Here is a 19,554-nt window from a genome sequence, read left to right on the forward strand (position 1 = left end):
GCGGATGCGTGTCCGGTGGTGGTGCTGGCGTCGGCGGATGTGGTGGAGGGTCTGCCGGTGGGTGGGGTGCCGGTGGTGGTTCTCGACGACATTCCCGCTGCTGACGTTCCTGCTTCTGACGTTCCTGCCGCTGGCTTTGCTGCTGGTGTGGGTGCTGTGGTGGGTGGGTTGTCGGTGGGGGATGCGGCGTATGTGTTGTATACGTCGGGTTCGACGGGGCGTCCGAAGGGTGTGGTGGTGTCGCACGGGGCGTTGCGGAACTTTTTGTTTGCGATGGGGTCGCGGGTTCCTGTGGGGGTGGGGGAGCGGTGGCTTGCGGTGACGACGTTCGGTTTTGACATTTCGTTGTTGGAGGTGTTTTTGCCGTTGGTGTCGGGTGGTGTGGTGGTGGTGGCGGATCGTGGGGTGGTGCGTGATCCGGTGGAGTTGGGTGCGTTGGTGCGTGCGGAGGGTGTGTCGGTGATGCAGGCGACGCCTGGTTTGTGGCGGGCGTTGGTGGAGGTGGATCCGGAGGCGGTGCGGGGGCTGCGGGTTCTGGTGGGTGGTGAGGCCCTTGATGGTGGTTTGGGCGCTGTGTTGGCGGGGTTGGGTGTGTCGGTGTGGAACATGTACGGGCCGACGGAGACGACGATCTGGTCGACGGGTGCGTTGCTGGGGGACGGGGGCCGGGTGCCGATCGGTGGTCCGATCGAGAACACTCGGGTGTATGTGCTGGATGGCCGGTTGGGGTTGGTGGCGCCGGGTGTGGCGGGTGAGTTGTATGTCGCGGGTGAGGGGGTGGCGCGTGGGTATCTGGGCCGTCCGGGGCTGACGGCGGAGCGGTTCGTCTCCGATCCGTTCGGCCCGGCGGGGTCGCGTATGTACCGCACGGGCGACCTCGTGCGGTGGGGTGCTGGGGGTGTGCTGGAGTTCGTGGGGCGGGTTGATGACCAGGTCAAGGTCCGCGGATACCGGATCGAACTCGGCGAAGTGGAATCGGCGCTCGCTGCGGCGCCCGGAGTGGCCCGTACCGTCGCGACGGTACGGGAGGACACCCCCGGCGACCGGCGACTGGTCGGTTACGTGGTGCCCGCCGAGGGCGTGACGGTCGACGTGGAGGCCGTACGCCGTCAGGCAGCCGCCGTGCTGCCGGAGTACATGGTTCCGTCGGCCGTGGTCGTGCTGGACTCGGTGCCCCTGACCCCGAACGGGAAGACCGACCGCAAGGCGCTGCCGGCCCCGTCGGTGTCGACGCCGGCCCGCCGTGAGGCGCGGACGGTTCAGGAAGACCTGCTGTGCGGCCTGTTCGCCGAGGCTCTGGGCGTCGCCCGGGTCGGCGTCGAGAGCAGCTTCTTCGAGCTCGGCGGCCACTCGCTGCTGGCGACCCGTCTGGTGTCGCGGGTGCGGACCGTCCTCGGCGTCGAGCTGCCGATCCGGACGCTCTTCGAAGCACCGACGGTCGCCGCTCTGGCCCGGCGCATCGACGGCGAGGCCGCGGCGGCACGTCCCGCGCTGGTCCGCCGGGAGCGGCCCGCCGAGATCCCGCTGTCCTTCGCCCAGCGCCGGCTGTGGACCCTGAGCCGCCTCGGAGCCACCGCCGGTACCTACAACATCCCGCTCGTCACCCGACTCCGCGGCCCCCTGGACGTGCCCGCGCTGGAGAGCGCCCTCGCCGATCTGGTGTGCAGGCACGAGAGCCTGCGCACCGTCTTCCCCGACACCGACGGCAACCCCCGCCAGGTCGTCCTCACGCCCGAGGAGGCGCGCCCCTACCTGCACGTTGTCGAGACGGACGAGGCCGGAGCCGACGAGGCCGTCGCCCTCGCGCGACGGAGCGACTTCGCCCTGGACACGGACCTGCCCCTGCGTGCCCAACTGCTGCACCTGGGAGCGGACGAGCACGTCCTCGTACTGGTCCTGCACCACATCGCAGGCGACGCCTCGTCCATGAAGCCGCTGGTCCGGGATCTCGCCGCGGCCTACACGGCGCGTGCCGCGGGTGCGGCTCCGCAGTGGGCTCCGCTGCCCGTGCAGTACGCGGACTACACGCTGTGGCAGCGTGAGGTGCTCGGTGACGAGGACGATCCGGACAGCGAGATCTCCCGTCAGCTCGCCCACTGGACCCAGGCGCTCAAGGGCCTGCCGGAAGAGCTGGACCTGCCCACCGACCGGCCCCGGCCGGAGGAGGCCGGGCACGACGGCGGTCTCGTACCCCTCGTCCTGGACACCGCGCTGCACGCGGACCTGCTCGACCTCGCCCGCTCCAGCAGGACCACCGTCTTCATGGTGCTGCAGGCGGCGCTGGCCACCGTACTGACCCGCCTCGGCGCCGGCACCGACATCCCCATCGGCACCCCGGTGGCCGGGCGCGGCGACGAGGCGCTCGACGACCTGGTGGGCTTCTTCGTCAACACGCTGGTGCTGCGCACCGACACCTCCGGAGACCCGACGTTCCGTGAACTGCTGGCCCGGGTACGGGAGAGCGACCTCGCCGCCTACGCCCACCAGGACGTCCCCTTCGAGCGGGTCGTGGACGCGGTCGGCCCGCGCAGGTCGGCCGCCCACCACCCGCTCTTCCAGGTCATGCTCTCCCTCGACAACGCCGCGCGGGCGGACGTGAGCCTCGCCGGCCTGACCGGCGGCGAGCCGGGCGAGCCCGCCGGTGACGGTTCGGGGCGCGCCAAGTTCGACTTCTCCGTACGCCTCGCCGAGCGGTTCACCTCCGAGGGAGTCCCCGCAGGCCTCACCGGAACCGCCGCGTTCGCGGTGGATCTGTTCGACCGCGAGACGGTGGAGTCGGTGGTGGAGCGGTTTGTGCGGGTGTTGCGGGCGGTGGTGGCCGATGCGGACCGGCGGATCGCGGATGTGGAGATTCTGGCGGAGGGTGAGCGGGATCGGTTGTTGTACGGGTGGAACGACACGGGGCGTGTGCTGCCGGGGTTGTTGGTGCCGGAGTTGTTCGAGGCGCAGGTGGTGTGTGCGCCGGATGCGCCTGCGGTGTCGTGGGGTGAAGTGGAGCTGTCGTATGCGGAGTTGAATGGGCGGGTGAACCGGCTGGCGCGGTTGCTGGTGGGGCGTGGTGCGGGTCCGGAGTCGGTGGTGGCGATCGCTGTGCCGCGTTCGGTGGAGATGGTCGTGGCGGTGCTGGCGGTGCTGAAGTCGGGTGCCGCGTACCTCCCGATCGACACCGAATACCCCGCCGACCGCATCGCCTACCTCCTTGAGGACGCCCGGCCCCGCCTCCTGGTGACGACCGCGGCCGCCGAGCCCGGCATCCCCGCCGGGGCGGGCGCCGCACGCATCGTCATGGACGCGCCAAAAACGCTGGCGGAGCTGGCCGGCCGGCCCGACGGCGACCTCACCGACGCCGACCGCACGGCCCCCCTGACCCCCCGTACTCCCGCCTACGTCATCTACACCTCCGGCTCCACCGGCCGCCCCAAGGGCGTGGTGGTCGAGCACGCCGGCATCCCGAACCTCGTGCTGGCCAGGACCGGGCCGTACGCGATGGGACCCGGCAGCAGGGCGCTGCAATTCGCCTCGCTCAGCTTCGACGCCGCACTGTCGGAGATCTGCACGCCGCTCTCCGCCGGCGCCTGCCTGGTGCTCGGACCGTCCGACATGCTGCTGCAGGTCGCCCAGCTGCCCGAACTGCTCCGCGAGCGGGGAGTGACCCACGCGACGCTGCCGCCCGCGGTACTCGCCCAACTGCCGCCCGGCAGCCTGCGCACCCTGCGCACCCTGGTGACGGCGGGCGAGGCCGCACCGGCCGCCCTGGTGGCCAAGTGGGCTTCCGGACGGCGGATGTTCAACGCCTACGGGCCCACCGAGACCACGGTGTCCTGCACCATGGCCGGCCCCCTGGCACCCGACGCGGGCGTGGTCCCCATCGGCCGTCCGCTGCCCAACATGCGGACCTACCTCCTGGACGACCGGCTGCGCCCGGTCCCGGCCGGAGTCGCCGGCGAACTGTACGTCGCGGGCATCGGCGTGGCGCGCGGATACCTCGGCCGCCACGCCCTGACCGCGGAACGCTTCGTCGCCGACCCGTTCGGCCCCGCCGGATCCCGCATGTACCGCACGGGCGATGTCGCCCGCCGGCTGCGGGACGGCCAGCTCCGGTTCGTCGGCCGCTCCGACAACCAGGTGAAACTGCGCGGATTCCGCATCGAACTCGGCGAGGTCGAGGCAGCCCTGACCGCCGCTCCGGGAGTCGGACACGCGGTCGCGACCGTACGGGAGGACCGCCCCGGCGTCCGGCGGCTCGTGGGCTACCTCGTACCGGAGGCCGGCCAGGGACTGGATCTGCGCTCCGTCAGGACGCACCTGCGTTCCGTACTGCCTTCGCACCTGCTGCCTTCGGTGCTCATGGAGATCGAGCGCGTCCCGCTGACCGTCAACGGCAAGATCGACAAGGACTCCCTGCCGGAACCGCAGCAGCACGAGAGCACCCCGGTACCGGTGGCGGACACCGCCACCCCCGTCCCGACCGCAGGCGAAGACCCCCAGGCGCTGTTGCGCCGGGTGATCGCCGAAGTGCTCGGGCTGGCCGAAGTCGGTGTGGACGACGACTTCTTCGCCGTGGGCGGCGACAGCATCACCGCCATCCAGGTGGCGAGCCGCGCCCGTACGGCAGGTCTGGTCCTCACCCCGCGGGACATCTTCCGGCACCCGACCGTCGCCGCACTGACCGCCGCGGTCCGGCCCGCCCCGGCGGATCCCGCCGCGACCGTCCCGGACGACGGCGTCGGAGCCATACCGGGCACGCCCGTCGTCCGCTGGCTCCACCAGCTGGGCGGCCCCTACGAGGGGCTCAACCAGTCGGTCCTGCTGCGGGTTCCCGGGGGGCTCGGACAGCAGGCCCTGACCCGCGCCGTCCAGTCCGTACTCGACCAGCACGACATTCTGCGCACCCGGGTGACGGGAGCCGAACTCGGGCTGCCCTGGAACCTGGAGGCCGGACCGCGCGGCAGCGTGAGCGCCGACGGCTGCGTCACCCGGGTCGAGCTGCCGGCCGGAGCGGGGCCCGACTCCCTGGCCGACCTGGTCCGCGTGCCCGCCGAGGAGGCCAGGCGCCGCCTCGACCCGCAGAACGGTGTGATGCTCCAGGTCGTCTGGTTCGACGGGGGGCCCCACGAGCAGGGCCTCCTGCTGGTCCTCCTCCACCACCTCGTGGTGGACGGCGTGTCCTGGCGGATCCTGCTGCCCGACCTGGCCGCCGCCTGGCAGGCCGTACGGGACGGCCGCGAGCCCCGGCCCGCCCCGGTGGGCACGAGCTTCCGCCGCTGGGCCCAGGCCCTGGTCATGGAGGCACAGAACCCGGCCCGCATCGCCGAACTCCCGCTGTGGCGGGCCCAGACGGCGGGAGCGGACCCGCTTCTCGGCGCCCGCCGCCGCGACCCCGCGGTCGACATCCGGGAGACGGCCCAGCACCTGACGGCCGAGCTCCCGGCGGACCTGACCACGGCTCTGCTGACCGCGGTCCCCGCCCGCTTCCACTCGCAGATCAACGACGTGCTGCTCACCGGTCTCACGCTCGCCGTCGCACAGTGGCGCCGCCGCTGGACCGGGGACACCGCGCACGCACCGCTGCCGGGCGCGTCGGCCGTACCGCTGTCGGGCGCGTCGGCCGCACCGCAGCCGGACACGTCGCACGCGCTGCTGGTCGACATGGAGGGCCACGGCCGGGAGGAGTTCGACGAAGGCATCGACCTGTCCCGGACCGTCGGCTGGTTCACCAGCCGCTTCCCGGTCCGGCTGGACCCCGGTGCGATCGACCTGGACGAGGCCTTCGACGGCGGCGCCGCGACCGCGGCCGCCCTCGGCCGGATCAAGGACCAGCTGCGCGCACTGCCCGACAACGGACTGGGCTACGGCCTGCTGCGCCACCTCAACGCCGACACCGCCATGGCCCTGGCCGGCGTGGCGACCCCGCAGATCGGCTTCAACTATCTGGGGCGGGTCGGCGCGGCCGGCGAGGGGTTCGGTGACACCGGGGCGCCCTCGGGCTGGTCGAGCGCGTCGGACCTGCGGATTCCGCTGCTGCCCGCCGACCCGGGAATGCCCTTCGGGCACGCGCTGGAGATCAACGCGGTCACCCGGGAGCAGACGGGCGGTTCGAGGCTGCACGCGACGTACTCCTGGCCGGCCGGTCTCTTCGACCGCGCCGACGTCCAGGAACTCGCCGACCTGTGGATCCGGGCGCTGCGCGCCCTCGCCGAAGCCGCCGACGGCGCCGGCGGTGCGCGCGCACTGACACCGGCCGACTTCCCGTCGGCGAAGCTGACCCAGGCCGAGACCGACGCGTTCGCCGCCGCCCCCGGCGGACTCCAGGACGCCTTCCGGCTCACCCCGCTCCAGGAGGGACTGCTCTTCCACGCACTCCACGCGGAGGAAGGCACCGACGTCTACACCGTCCAGTTGGTCCTCGACCTCGAAGGTCCGCTGGACTCCGACGCACTGCGCAAGGCGGGCCAGGCCGTCCTGGAACGCCACCCCAACCTCAGGGCGGGCTTCCACCAGCGGCCGTCAGGACCGGCCGTGCAGGTCGTCCCCCGGACCGTGACGCTGCCCTGGGAGGAGAGAGACCTGAGCGGCCTGGCGGGCAGCGCCCTGCAGGACCGGCTGACCTCGCTCACCGAATCGGCCCGCGCACACCGTTTTGACCTGGGCCGTCCGCCGCTGATCAGGTTCCTGCTGCTGCGCCTCGGCGGGCAGCGGCACCGGCTGGTCATGACCAAGCACCACATCCTCCTCGACGGCTGGTCCATGCCCCTGTTCCTGCGCGAACTGGTGACCCTGTACGAGAACGGCGGCGACACGTCGGTGCTGCCCGACCCGGTGCCGTTCCGCTCGTACGTGCAATGGCTGGAGCGCCAGGACCGTACGGCGGGCGAACTGGTCTGGAAGGAGGCACTCTCCGGTCTTGAGGAGCCCACCCTGCTGGCCCCCGGCAGGACGGACACCGGGCCTGCCCTGCCCGAACAGATCACCCAGGACCTCTCGCCGGAGCTCACCACGGTCCTCAAGGGGAGCGCGGCGCGTGCGGGCGTCACCCTGAACACCCTGATCCAGACGGCCTGGGCACTGGTCCTGGCCCGTCATCTCGGCCGGTCCGACGTGCTGTTCGGAACCACGGTGTCCGGGCGCCCGCCGGAGCTGCCCGGCGCGGAGCACATGATCGGGCTGTTCATCAACACCCTGCCCGTCCGGGTGCGGTTCGACCCGTCGGAGCGGTGGCAGGACACCCTGGCCCGGGTGCAGGCCGAACAGGCCGAGCTCCAGCCCTTCCAGTACCTCGGGCTGACGGACGTGCAGCGGGTCTCCGGCCACCGGGCCCTCTTCGACACGGCCTTTGTGTTCGAGAACTACCCGCTGCCCGAGAACACCGAACGGTCGCCCTCCGCGCTGCGCGCGACGGCCGTCCACGGCAGGGACGCCGCGCACTACCCGCTGGTCCTCGTCGGATCGCTGCGCGCCGACGGCCTGCGCTTCCGGCTGGACCACCGGCCCGACATACTCGGCGGCCCCCTCGCACCCGTCCTGCTGGAACGCCTGACCCGGCTCCTGGAATCCGTCGGGGCCGACCCCGGGCAGCAGGTGGGACGTCTCACGGTCCTCGCGGACGGTGAGGTACGGGCCGCGCTCGCGGGGTCCACCGGGCCCGGCCTCCGCCACCGGCCGACACACGGCCCCGGCCTCGACCTCGCGTTCGGCCTCGACCTTGCCTCCGGTCCCGGCTCCGCGTCCGGTCCCGACCTCGCGTCCGGTCTCGGCTCCGCGCCGGCCGACGTGTCCCTGCACGGCCGGATCGCCGCCCTCGCGGCGCTGACTCCGGACGCCGTCGCCCTCAAGTCCGGTGAGGAGACGCTGAGTTGGCGGGAACTGGACGAGCGCGCGAACCGGCTCGCCCGGCTGCTCACCGACATCGGGGTACGGGCCGAGGACCGTGTGGGCGTGCTGCTCGACCGGTCGCTCCACCTGGCCGTCGCCTCCCTCGCCGTACTGAAGGCCGGTGCGGCCTACGTGCCGCTGGATCCCTCGCACCCCGAGCAGCGGCAGCGGACCGTCCTGGGCCTGGCAGGCGCCACCGTGCTGCTCACCGACACGGACCGGGCGACGGGCGGGCCGGCGGACGCCGCCGCCCCGTGGCGGACCGTCGCGGTGGACAGCGACCCGCGGATCGCGCGCCAGGAACCGCGCGCACCCGAAGTGACGGTGCGGCCCGACCAGTTGGCGTACGTGATGTTCACCTCCGGCTCTACCGGCCTGCCCAAGGGCGTGGCGATCACCCACCGCGACGTGATGGACCTGGCCGCAGACCCGTGCTGGTCCGGCGGCAGCCAGGAGCGCGTGCTGTTCCACTCGCCGCACGCCTGGGACGCCTCGGTCATGGAACTGTGGGTTCCGCTGCTCCACCACGGCAGCGTGGTCCTCGCCCCTCGCGGAGAGGTGGACCTCCGGGCCCTGGCAGGGCTCCTGGTGAACGAGCGCATCACCGGACTGTGGCTGTCGGCGGGACTGTTCCGCTGGCTCGCGGAGGAGGAGCCGGGCTGCTTCGCCGGTCTGCGCGAGGTGCGCACCGGCGGCGACGTGGTGCCGGCCGACGCCGTGCGCAAGGTGCTGGCCGCCTGCCCCGGAACGAGGGTGACCAATGGCTACGGCCCCACGGAGACCACCGTGTTCGCCACGCACCACATGATGCGCTCGGGCGACCCGGTTCCGGACAACGTGCCCATCGGCGTGCCGCTGGCAGGCGGAGCCGCGTACGTCCTGTCCCCGTGGCTGGAGCCGCTCCCGGCCGGCGCCGTCGGCGAGTTGTACGTGGCGGGCGCCGGACTCGCCCGGGGCTACGAGAGTGCGCCCGGGACGACGTCCGCCGCCTTCGTCGCCGATCCGTTCGGTCCGCCGGGATCGCGGATGTACCGCACGGGCGACCTGGCGCGCAGGCGCGGCGACCGCACTCTGGAGTTCGTCGGGCGGGCCGACGACCAGGTGAAGCTGCGCGGGTTCCGCATCGAGCTCAGTGAGGTCGACGGCGCACTCGCCGGCCTGCCGGCGGTGGCCCAGGCGGTCTCCCTCATCAGGCAGGACGGGCCGGGCGACAGACGCCTGGTGGGCTACGTGGTGCCGGCGCCGGACCACGAGGTGCCGACCGAGGCACAGTTGCGCGGCCTGCTCGCCGACACGCTTCCGGAGTACCTCGTGCCCAGCGCGGTCGTCGTGCTCGACGCGCTGCCGCTGACGTCGAACGGCAAGGTGGACCGGGCCGCGCTGCCCGCCCCCTCGGACGGGGCCGCCCGGTCTGGCCGGGCCCCGCGCACTCCGCGGGAAGAGCTGGTCTGCGAGCTGTTCGCGGAGGCCCTGGGGGTCGGCGAGGTGGGAGTCGACGACGACTTCTTCCTCCGCGGCGGGAACTCACTGCTCGCGGCCGCTCTGGTCAGCCGGATCCGCAAGGTCCTCGGCGTCGAACTGGGCATCCAGGCCCTGTTCCTCGCACCGACGGTCGTCGGACTCCTTGCAGCCGTCGACGAGGGCGGCGGCTCCGACAGCCGCAACGGGCTGGACGTCCTGTTGCCGCTGCGCGTACGCGGAGACCTGCCGCCGGTGTTCTGCGTCCATGCCGCGGGCGGCCTGAGCTGGCGGTACGCCGCGCTGCTGCGGCACCTGCCCGCCGGGCACCCGGTGTACGGACTGCAGGCCCGGACGTTCGGCTCGCCCGGCTACCGGCCGGACAGCGTGGAGGAGATGGCCGCCGACTACGTCGCGCAGATCCGCGGCGTGCAGCCGTCAGGTCCCTACCACCTGGTGGGCTGGTCGTTCGGCGGGCTCATCGCCCAGGCGGCCGCCGTGCTGCTGGAAGAGGCCGGTGAAGAGGTCGCCCTCGTCGCGGTCCTCGACTCCTACCCGGCGGCGCCGGGCGAGCAGCCCGTCGTCCCGCCGACCGGACAGGTCCTGGGAGCACTGCTCGACGCGGCCGGTGCCGGAGCCGGCAGGGGGGACGGCGAACTGACCGTCGAGGAGGGCGCCGAACTGCTGCGCCGGCGGGGCGGACCGCTCGCGGAGCTGCTGGCCGACCGGGTGGAGGCCGTCGTGGACTCGTACCGCACCGGCGTCGTACTGCGCTCCCGGTTCTCGCCCCGGCAACTCGGCGCCGGCCTGCTGCTGTTCGTCGCCGGGGAGAAGACCGACGAAGGCGCCGAGGAGAAGACCGGCGAAAGGACCGAGGAGAAGACCGACGAAGGAGCCGAGGAGAAGACCGACGCGAAAGCGCGCCGTTGGCGCCCGTACACACGCGGCGGGGTCACGGCCCACCGGGTCGACTGCCGCCACGAAGACATGCTGCAGCCCGCTCCGCTGGCCGTCATCGGCAGCGCGATCGCGGCGCACCTGAACGCCCGCCGGACACGGAAGGAACTCTGATGGCAAGAGAGTTGTACGAGCTGGGCGAGATGCCCCCGCTCGGCGAGATACCGCACTACATGTACGCCGGGGTGATCCGGCAGCAGCGCTACGGCCCGCCCGACCGGTCGATCCAGGTGGAGCCGGTCGAGGTGCCCGAAGTCGGCCGCGGCCAGGTGCTGATCATGGTGATGGCGGCCGGGATCAACTACAACGGCATCTGGGCGGGGCTCGGCACCCCCGCCGACGTCATCGCCGACCGGCAACGTGCCGGAGACCCGCACGACTTCCACATCGCGGGCTCCGAGGGTGCCGGTGTGGTCTGGGCCGTGGGAGAGGGCGTCAAACAGCTCCGGGTGGGAGACCACGTCATCGTCGGCGGCGTCGCCTGGGACGAGTCCGCCCCCGACATCCGGCTCGGCGTCGACCCCACCGCCTCCCGCTCCCAGCGGGCCTGGGGATACGAATTGAACTTCGGTTCCTTCGCGCAGTTCACGGTGGCCGACGAGTACCAGTGCCACCGCAAGCCTCCGCACCTGACCTGGGAAGAGGCGGGCTGCTTCCTGGGCGGCGGCTCGACGTCGTACCGCATGCTGCTCGGCTGGCACCCGAACACGGTGCGGCCCGGCGATCCCGTCCTCGTCTGGGGCGGCGCCGGCGGGCTGGGATCCATGGCGATCCAGATCGCAAAACATTTCGGCGGAATTCCCGTCGCCGTGGTTTCGGACGACAGTAAATTCGACTACTGTAAACGCCTGGGAGCTCGCGGAGTAATCAATCGGAGTGAATTCGACCATTGGGGCCTGCTGCCCGATCCGGACGATTCCGCCGCGTACCAGAAATGGATGGCGGGCGCCCGTGGATTCGGCCGCGCCTTCTGGGACCAGCTGGGCGAACGAAGGTCTCCGAGCATCGTCCTGGAGCATCCGGGCCGGGCCACCCTGCCGACGTCCGTCTATGTCTGCGACCGCGCCGGAATGGTGGTCACCTGCGCCGGCACCAGCGGCTACGACGCCAGCCTCGACCTGCGGTTCCTCTGGATGTTCCAGAAACGCCTCCAGGGCTCGCACGCCGCGAACGTGCGCCAGACCGCGGCCATCATCGACCTCGTCGCCGAGGGGCACGTCGACCCCTGCCTGGGTCTGACGATGCCCTTCCAGGAAATCGGCAAGGCGCATCAGCTCGTCTACGAGGGAAAGCAGCCGCCCGGCAATGTCGCGGTCCTCGTGAATTCCCCCGAGCCAGGGCTCAAAGATATTCCGTGAATTAAATCCGGAGAGGGTTGCCGAAACTTCTCCGGTTGGATAGAAATATCGCCACCAGGAAGAAAAAGGGAAAGGGAAAAGAAATGACGAACCCGTTCGAGAACGCCGAGGGCCGCTATCTCGTCCTGGCCAACGACGAGGGCCAGCACTCGCTGTGGCCCGACTTCGCCGAGGTGCCGGCCGGCTGGGAGGTCGTCCACCCGGAGAACGACCGGCAGGCCTGCCTGGACTACATAGAGACCCACTGGACGGACATGCGGCCCAAGAGCCTCGTCCGCCAGATGGCGGCCTGAGCGAGGTGACCGGTCCCGGCACCGTCACGGTGATCTGGGGCCGCGTCGACCGCGGGGAACGGCGCGCGGCACACCTCACCCTGCTGCGCGCCGCCGCGGACCTGTCCGGCAGTCCGGTCCACCGGATCGGGCTGAGTTACGAAACCGGCGGACGCCCCCGGCTCACCGGCCCCGCCGCAGGACTGCACGTGAGCCTCAGCCACAGCCCGGGAGCGCAGGCGGTGGCGCTCAGCACCCGCGGGCCGGTGGGGATCGACGTCGAGACGCTCCGGCCGCTGCCCGCCCTGCGGATGGCGCGGCGCTGGCTGGGCGGCGCGGACGCCGACTGGCTGGCGGGCCTGCCGGGCCGGGAGCGGATTCCCGCCTTCTTCTGCCTCTGGACGCAGAAAGAAGCGGTCGGCAAGGCCCACGGCCGGGGCCTCGCGCACGGCGGCCTCACCCAGCTCCTGCCGTCACCCGCCGGCTGGCCGCTGCCGGACCTGCCCGACGGCCCGCCACCGGCCCTGCACGCAACCCCCGACGGGACGGGGGCCGCCTGCACCGCACTGCCGACCGGCACGGGCCGCCACGCCCTGGCCGTCGCGACCCTCGGCGGCACGGACACCCGGATCGACCTGGTGCGGTGCGACCGCTGAAGCCCCCGCCACCACCGGACGAAGCCCCCGCCACCACCGGACGAAGCCCCCGCCACCACCGGACGAAGCCCCCGCCACCACCGGACGAAGCCCCCGCCACCACCGGACGACGACCCTGCCCCGCCCCCCGACGACGACCCTGCCCCGCCACCGGACGAAGACCCCGCCGCCCCCCGACGAAGACCCCGCCCCACCCGCCACGAGGACGAACAGGAGGCCCGGAATGACGACGAAGCGGAGCCGCGCAGACCGGAGTTCCTGGATCAGGCGGCTGACCGGCCGCTGTCTGCGACACCGCCGCAGTGTGCTGGTGGCGCTCCTCGGCGCCGCCGCGGGGACCGCGATGAACGCGGTGGTCCCGCTCGTGACGATGGTGATCGTCGACGACGTCATCGTCGGTGCGACCCGCTCGGCCCCCCTGTGGACCGGGGTGCTCGTGGCCGCCGCCGCGGCCGGATACCTGGCCGCCTTCCTCCGGCGCCTGTACGCGGGCAGGCTCGCCGCCGACGTTCAGCACGACCTGCGCGTCGACCTCTTCCGTTCGCTGTCCCGGCTCGACGGCATCCGCCAGGACCAGTTGAACACCGGCCAGCTGCTCGGCCGGTCCTCCGGAGACCTCAACATGGTCTTCGGCCTCGTCTCCACCGTGCCGCAAGCGGTGGCCAGCGCGGGCATGCTCCTGGTCTCCCTGACCCTGATGATCCTGCTGTCCCCGCTGCTGGCCCTGGTCGCGATCGCCCTGATACCGGCGCTGTGGTTCATCGGACTGCGCAGCCGCAACTGGCTCTACCCGGCGACCTGGTACGCCCAGAACCGGGCCGCCTCCGTCGCGGGCGTCATCGCCGGCTCCACCGCGGGCATCCAAGTGGTCAAGGGGTTCGGCCAGGAGCGGCAGGAGATGGACAAGCTGGCCACGGCCGCCCGGGGGCTGTTCGCCGGCCGGATGCGCGCCGTCCGGCTCAACGCGCGCTACGGCCCCGCACTCCAGGCGGTGCCCTCCCTCGGACAGGTCGGCGTGCTGGCGCTCGGCGGCTGGATGGCTGTGCGCGGCCAGCTGACGCTGGGCACCTTCCTCGCCTTCTCGGCCTACCTCACCCAGCTCGTCGCCCCGGTGAAGACCCTGGCCGCGATGGTCACCATGGGACAGCAGGCGGGCGCGGGCATCGAGCGGGTCCTGGAGATGACCGACCTGCGGCCCGTACTGACGGAGGGCACCGGCCGGCTGCCCCCGCAGGGGCCCCTCGGCGTGGAGTTCGACCAGGTCGCCTTCGGCTACGACGAGGACCGGCCGGTGCTGAGCGACGTGAGCCTCACCGTCGCGCCCGGGGAGACGGTCGCCGTCGTCGGCACGCCGGGATCCGGGAAGTCCTCCCTCGCCCAGCTGCTGTCCCGGTTCCACGACGTGGACCACGGCGCGGTCCGGATCGGCGGCAGCGACGTACGCGACCTGACGTACGACTCGCTGCGGGCTGCCGTCGCCACCGTGCCCGAGGAGACCGTGCTGTTCTCGGGCAGCGTCCGCGACAACATCGCCTACGGCCGGCCGGACGCCACGGAGCCGGAGATCCACGCCGCGGCCCGTACCGCCCAGGCCCACGACTTCGTACTGGCCCTCCCCGACGGCTACGACACCGAGATCGGCGAAGGCGGCGGCCAGTTGTCCGGCGGCCAGCGCCAGCGCGTCGCGCTCGCGCGGGCCGTCCTCACCGGGCCCCGGGTCCTCGTCCTGGACGACGCCACCTCCGCCCTGGACACCCGGGTCGAGCGGGACGTCCACCACGCGCTCCGCGAGCGGGCCGTGGGCCGCACCACGCTGCTCGTCGCCCGCCGCAGATCGACCCTGGCCCTGGCAGACCGGATCGTGGTGCTCGACCGGGGCCGGATCGTCGACGTCGGCAGCCACGACGAACTGCGGGCCCGCTGCGCCCAGTACCGTACGGTCCTCCAGGACGGCCCCTCCGACCCCGGCTCCTCCGACCCCGGCTCCTCCGCCCCCAGCCCCTCCGCCCCCGGCCCCGCCGGCCTTGCCGCCCGGCCCCCGACCCCCCGGGCCGCAGTCGCCCGCAGCGCCGGGGCCCGGCCCGGCGCCGGCCCGAAGAGCGCTTCCGCCGACCGCATGCGGACCCTGGTCGCGGCCCTGCCGCCGGCCGTGGACGTGCCGCGGATCGACGAGGCGCGGGCCGTGGCGGGCTCGGGCGCGCGCCCCTTCGGCCTGCGCCACCTGCTGCGCGGATTTCTGCCGCCCCTCGCCCTCGGCCTGATGCTTGTCGTCGCCGACGCCCTCGCCGGCCTGGCCCTGCCCTTCGCGATACGCCACGGGATCGCCGACGGCGCTCCGCGCCTCGCGCTCGTCACCGTATGGACGGCGTCGATCGCCGCACTCGCCCTGGTCGTCACCCAGTACGCCGTCCAGTGGGCCGCGGTCCGGGTGACCGGCCGGGTGGGGGAGCGGCTGCTGTACGCGCTGCGCCTGCGGGTCTTCGCGCACCTGCACCGGCTGGGGCTCGACCACTTCGAGAACGAGGCGGCCGGCCGCACCATGACGCGGATGACCACCGACATCGACTCGCTGTCCTCGTTCCTGCAGACCGGTCTGGTCAGCCTCCTGGTCAGTGTCCTGACCCTGGTGGGGGTGCTGGTCGTCCTCTGTGTCTCCGACGCCTCGGCCGCGCTCGTCGTCCTCGCGGTCCTGCCGGTGCTTGTCCTTGCCACGGTGGTGTTCCGGAGGAAGTCCGTCCGGGCCTATACAGAGGCACGCGAGCAAATGACCACGGTCAACGGCGCACTTCAGGAGGGCGCCGCCGGAATGCGGACCACCCAGGCCTTCCGGCGGGCGGAATCGGTGGTGCGCCGCTTCGCCGGCCACAGCGACGACTACCGGCGGGCCCGGGTGCGCGGGCAGTTCCTGATGGCCGTGTACTTCCCCTTCATCCAGTTCCTCGCCGCATGCGCGGCCGCCGCGGTACTCGCCGTCGGCGCGGGGCGGGTGGCCGACGGCACGATGGCGGTCGGCACGCTCGTGGCCTGCCTCCTCTTCCTCGACCTGTTCTTCGCCCCGGTCCAGCAGCTGTCCCAGCTCTTCGACGGTTACCAGCAGGCACGTGTGTCGCTGCTGCGCACCCGGGACCTGATGCTGACGCCCAGCAGTACCCCCGCCGCCGCCCGGCCGGTCCCCGTACGCTCGCTGCGCGGCGACCTCGTCTTCGACGACGTCGACTTCCACTACCGGGGCGGCCCGGCGCTGACCGGCATCCGGCTGCGGATACCGGCGGGTCAGCGAGTCGCGTTCGTCGGCGCGACCGGGGCAGGCAAGTCGACGCTGGTCAAACTGGTCGCCCGGTTCTACGACCCGACGCACGGCGCGATCCGCGTGGGCGGCACCGACCTGCGCGACCTGGACCTGACGTCCTACCGGCACCGGATCGGTTTCGTCCCGCAGGATGCGTACCTCTTCGCGGGCACCGTCCTGGAGGCGATCGCCTACGCACGCCCCGGCGCGACCGAGGCCGAAGTGACCGGCGCGGCCCGCCGGGTCGGCGCCCACGAAGCGATCACCGCCCTGGACGGCGGCTACCACCACCGCGTCGCCGAGGGCGGCCGCAACCTCTCCGCCGGACAGCGGCAGTTGATCTCGCTGGCCCGCGCCGAACTCGTCACCCCCGACGTCCTCCTGCTCGACGAGGCCACCGCCTCCCTCGACCTGGCCACCGAAGCACTGGTCAACGAGGCCACCGAGCGGCTCACGGCCGGCCGTACGACCCTGGTCGTCGCCCATCGTCTGACCGTCGCCTCCCGCGCCGACCGCATCGTCGTCATCGACCGCGGCCGGGTCCACGAGGACGGCACGCACGAGGAACTGCTCGCCCTGGACGGGAAGTACGCCGCGCTCTGGCGCGCCTCCGAAGGTCGACCGCCCCCCGCCCCGCCCTCGCCCGCCCTGTCCTCTCCGGCCCCTCCCTCTCCCACACCCTCCTACGAACGGAGCGCGCCATGAGCGCCACCAGCCCGCCGTCCGCCCGGCCAGCAGCGGCGGACCGGGCGCCAGACGACAGTGCCAAACCCATCGTCCTGGCCCAGCCGCGCGGCTTCTGCGCGGGAGTACGCCGGGCCATCGGCATCGTGGAGCGCGCCCTGGACCTGCACGGGGCACCGGTGTACGTGCGCAAGGAGATCGTGCACAACCACCACGTCGTCGCCGAACTCGAAAAGCGCGGAGCGCGCTTCGTCGACAGCGAGGACGAGGTGCCCGAGGGCGCGGTCTGCGTCTTCTCCGCCCACGGGGTCGCGCCCGCGGTACGCACCGCGGCGGCCACCCGCCGGCTCGAGGTGATCGACGCGACCTGCCCGCTGGTCGCCAAGGTGCACCAGGCGGCCGTGCGGTACGCGCGTGACGGGCGGACCATCCTGCTCGTCGGCCACGCCGACCACGAGGAGGTCGAGGGCGTCAGGGGCGAGGCCCCCGAGCGGACGATCGTCGTCGAGACCGAACAGGACGTCGAGCGGCTCGGCCTGCCGGCCGACGCCCCGGTGGCCTATCTGACCCAGACCACCCTGTCGTCCGACGAGACCGAACGCGTCGTCGAGGCGCTCCACCGCCGGTTCACCGACATCGTCGGACCGCCCGGCAGCGACATCTGCTACGCCAGCTCGAACCGCCAGAACGCGGTCAAGGCGCTGACCCGCCACAACGACCTCGTCCTGGTCGTCGGCTCACGGAACTCCAGCAACTCTCTGCGCATGGTGGAGGTCGCCAGGGAACTCGGCAGCGCCGCGTACCTCGTGCCGGACGCCGACCACCTCGACGAGAGCTGGCTGGCCTCCGCGTCGAGCATCGGGATCAGCTCCGGCGCCAGCGCCCCGGAGATCCTCGTCCGCTCCCTCCTGGCCCGGCTGGCCTCCCTCGGCCACACCGACGTCGAACTGGACGACGGAGTCGCGGAGGACGTCGTCTTCTCCATGCCGGCCCGCCTGGCCGACCCCCTCACCGGCCGTGTGCCGAGTACCCCACTGGCCGACGAGGCCCTGCGACAAGAACGGGATCCGTCATGACAACGATCGACTCGGTACAGGGCCCGGACGACCTGCGCACGCTCACCGCGCCCCAACTCGAAGAACTCGCCCGCGACATACGGCGTCTGCTCGTCGAGGAAGTCACCCGCACGGGCGGCCACCTCGGCCCCGGCCTCGGTGTGGTCGAACTGACCATCGCCCTGCACCGGGTCTTCGAATCCCCCCGGGACCGCATCATGTGGGACACCGGCCACCAGACCTACGCCCACAAGGTACTCACGGGCCGCGGCGGTGACTTCGGGACGCTGCGGCAGCCGGGCGGCCTCTCCGGCTACCCCTCCCGTACGGAGTCCGAGCACGACGTCATCGAGAACTCCCACGCCTCCACCGTGGTGTCCTACGCCGACGGCCTCGCCAAGGCGTACGCGCTCCAGGGCGTCACCGACCGGGCCGTCGTGGCCGTCATCGGTGACGGCGCACTGACCGGCGGCATGGCGTGGGAGGGGCTGAACAACCTCGCGGCGGCGCCCGACCGCCCGGTCGTCGTCGTCCTCAACGACAACACCCGCTCCTACGCCCCCACCGTCGGCGGCATCGCCGCGCACCTGGCGGCGCTGCGCAGCGGCGAACACCGCACACCCAGCGTGTTCGAGAACATGGGGCTGCAGTACGTCGGCCCCGTCGACGGCCACGACATCGAGGCCCTGGAGGACGCCCTGCGCCGTGCTGCCGGGCTCGGCGGTCCCGTGGTCGTCCACTGCCTGACGGAGAAGGGCCGCGGCCACGCGCCGGCGGAACAGGACGAGGCCGACCGCTTCCACGCCGTACGCCCCAGGCCCGCCGCCCGGACGACGCCGCGGGCCGCCGGGTCCGCAGGGCCCGCGTGGACGGACGTGTTCGGCGCGGAGCTGGCGGAACTCGGCGCCCTGCGCCAGGACCTGGTGGCGATCACGGCGGCCATGCTCGCACCGACCGGCCTGACCCGGTTCGCCGACCGCTTCCCTGACCGTACGTTCGATGTGGGCATCGCCGAACAGCACGCGGTGACTTCGGCGGCCGGCCTCGCCCTGGGCGGCCTGCACCCCGTGGTGGCGCTCTACGCCACCTTCCTCAACCGGGCCTTCGACCAGATGCTGCTCGACGTCGCCCTGCACCGTGCGCCGGTCACCTTCGTGCTGGACCGGGCCGGCGTGACCGGGGACGACGGCGCGTCCCACAACGGCATGTGGGACCTGTCGCTGTTCCAGCTGGTCCCCGGCCTGCGGGTCGCGGCGCCGCGTGACGCGGCGACCCTGCGACGGGCCCTGCGCGAGGCGGTCGCCGTCCACGACGGCCCCACCGCGCTGCGCTTTCCCAAGGGCACGACGGGACCCGACATCCCGGCGGTCGGCACCGTCGCCGGGATGGATGTGCTCAGACGCGCGGGTTCCCGGGCCCGCGACGTACTCCTCGTCTCCGTCGGCCCCATGGCCGGGGTCTGCCTCGACGCGTCCGAGCGGCTCGCCGGGCACGGCTTCGGCGTCACCGTCGTCGACCCGCGCTGGATCACCCCGGTGCCCGCCGCGCTGGTGGAACTGGGCCTGGACCACGGCCTGGTCGTGACCGTCGAGGACAGCGGCCGCGCCGGAGGGGCCGGATCCGCGATAGCCCAAGCCCTCGCCGACGCCGGAGCGCGCACGCCCGCCCGCACCTTCGGGGTGCCCCAGCGCTTCCTGGACCACGGCCGGCGCGAGGACATCCTCACGGAGAGCGGCCTGACGGGGCGCCACATCGCCCGCGTCGTGGCCGAGGCACTCGCGGGCCGGGACGACACCGTACGGCTCGACGAACTGGCGGCCCCCCAACCGGTCGGCGCGGACCGCTGACCGCCCCGGGCCCGCCCCCAGCCCCACCGGCCCCGACCCCCGGCCCCCCGAACCAGCCAGAAAACCTGGCCCACCCAACCCGGCCCCCTTGGCCCATCCACCCCAT

The 19,554-nt window shown here is 72.8% G+C and carries 7 protein-coding genes; all 7 read left to right on the top strand.

Annotated features, from left to right (window positions below):
- The first annotated feature begins 174 nt into the window (after nt 1–174).
- On the top strand, nt 175–10,401 hold the full coding sequence (locus tag AB0D18_RS36375; RefSeq protein ID WP_362429052.1) for an amino acid adenylation domain-containing protein: 10,227 nt from the start codon (nt 175–177) through the stop codon (nt 10,399–10,401).
- A complete protein-coding gene (ccrA, locus tag AB0D18_RS36380; RefSeq protein WP_362428888.1) occupies nt 10,401–11,645 on the top strand; it encodes a crotonyl-CoA carboxylase/reductase in 1,245 nt (414 codons plus the stop codon). The genes AB0D18_RS36375 and ccrA overlap by 1 nt, the downstream gene beginning before the upstream one ends.
- A gap of 83 nt (nt 11,646–11,728) precedes the next feature.
- Nucleotides 11,729–11,938, top strand: a complete 210-nt coding sequence (locus AB0D18_RS36385; RefSeq protein WP_362428891.1) for an MbtH family protein — start codon at nt 11,729–11,731, stop codon at nt 11,936–11,938.
- Nucleotides 11,939–11,943: 5 nt separating this feature from the next.
- Nucleotides 11,944–12,573 carry a 4'-phosphopantetheinyl transferase superfamily protein gene (locus AB0D18_RS36390; RefSeq protein WP_362428894.1) on the top strand — a complete coding sequence of 210 codons (630 nt, stop codon included), beginning with the start codon at nt 11,944–11,946 and terminating at the stop codon, nt 12,571–12,573.
- Nucleotides 12,574–12,796: 223 nt separating this feature from the next.
- Nucleotides 12,797–16,567, top strand: a complete 3,771-nt coding sequence (locus AB0D18_RS36395; protein ID WP_362428897.1) for an ABC transporter transmembrane domain-containing protein — start codon at nt 12,797–12,799, stop codon at nt 16,565–16,567.
- The gene (gene ispH, locus AB0D18_RS36400) at nt 16,564–17,622 is read left to right on the top strand and encodes a 4-hydroxy-3-methylbut-2-enyl diphosphate reductase (protein ID WP_362428900.1); all 1,059 of its coding nucleotides are present in this window, start codon (nt 16,564–16,566) and stop codon (nt 17,620–17,622) included. The genes AB0D18_RS36395 and ispH overlap by 4 nt, the downstream gene beginning before the upstream one ends.
- Nucleotides 17,619–19,448, top strand: a complete 1,830-nt coding sequence (locus tag AB0D18_RS36405) for a 1-deoxy-D-xylulose-5-phosphate synthase (RefSeq protein WP_362428903.1) — start codon at nt 17,619–17,621, stop codon at nt 19,446–19,448. The genes ispH and AB0D18_RS36405 overlap by 4 nt, the downstream gene beginning before the upstream one ends.
- The last annotated feature ends 106 nt before the right edge of the window (nt 19,449–19,554 follow it).

Origin of the sequence: Streptomyces sp. NPDC048442, assembly GCF_040651475.1 — a bacterium.
Classification (GTDB): Bacteria; Actinomycetota; Actinomycetes; order Streptomycetales; family Streptomycetaceae; genus Streptomyces.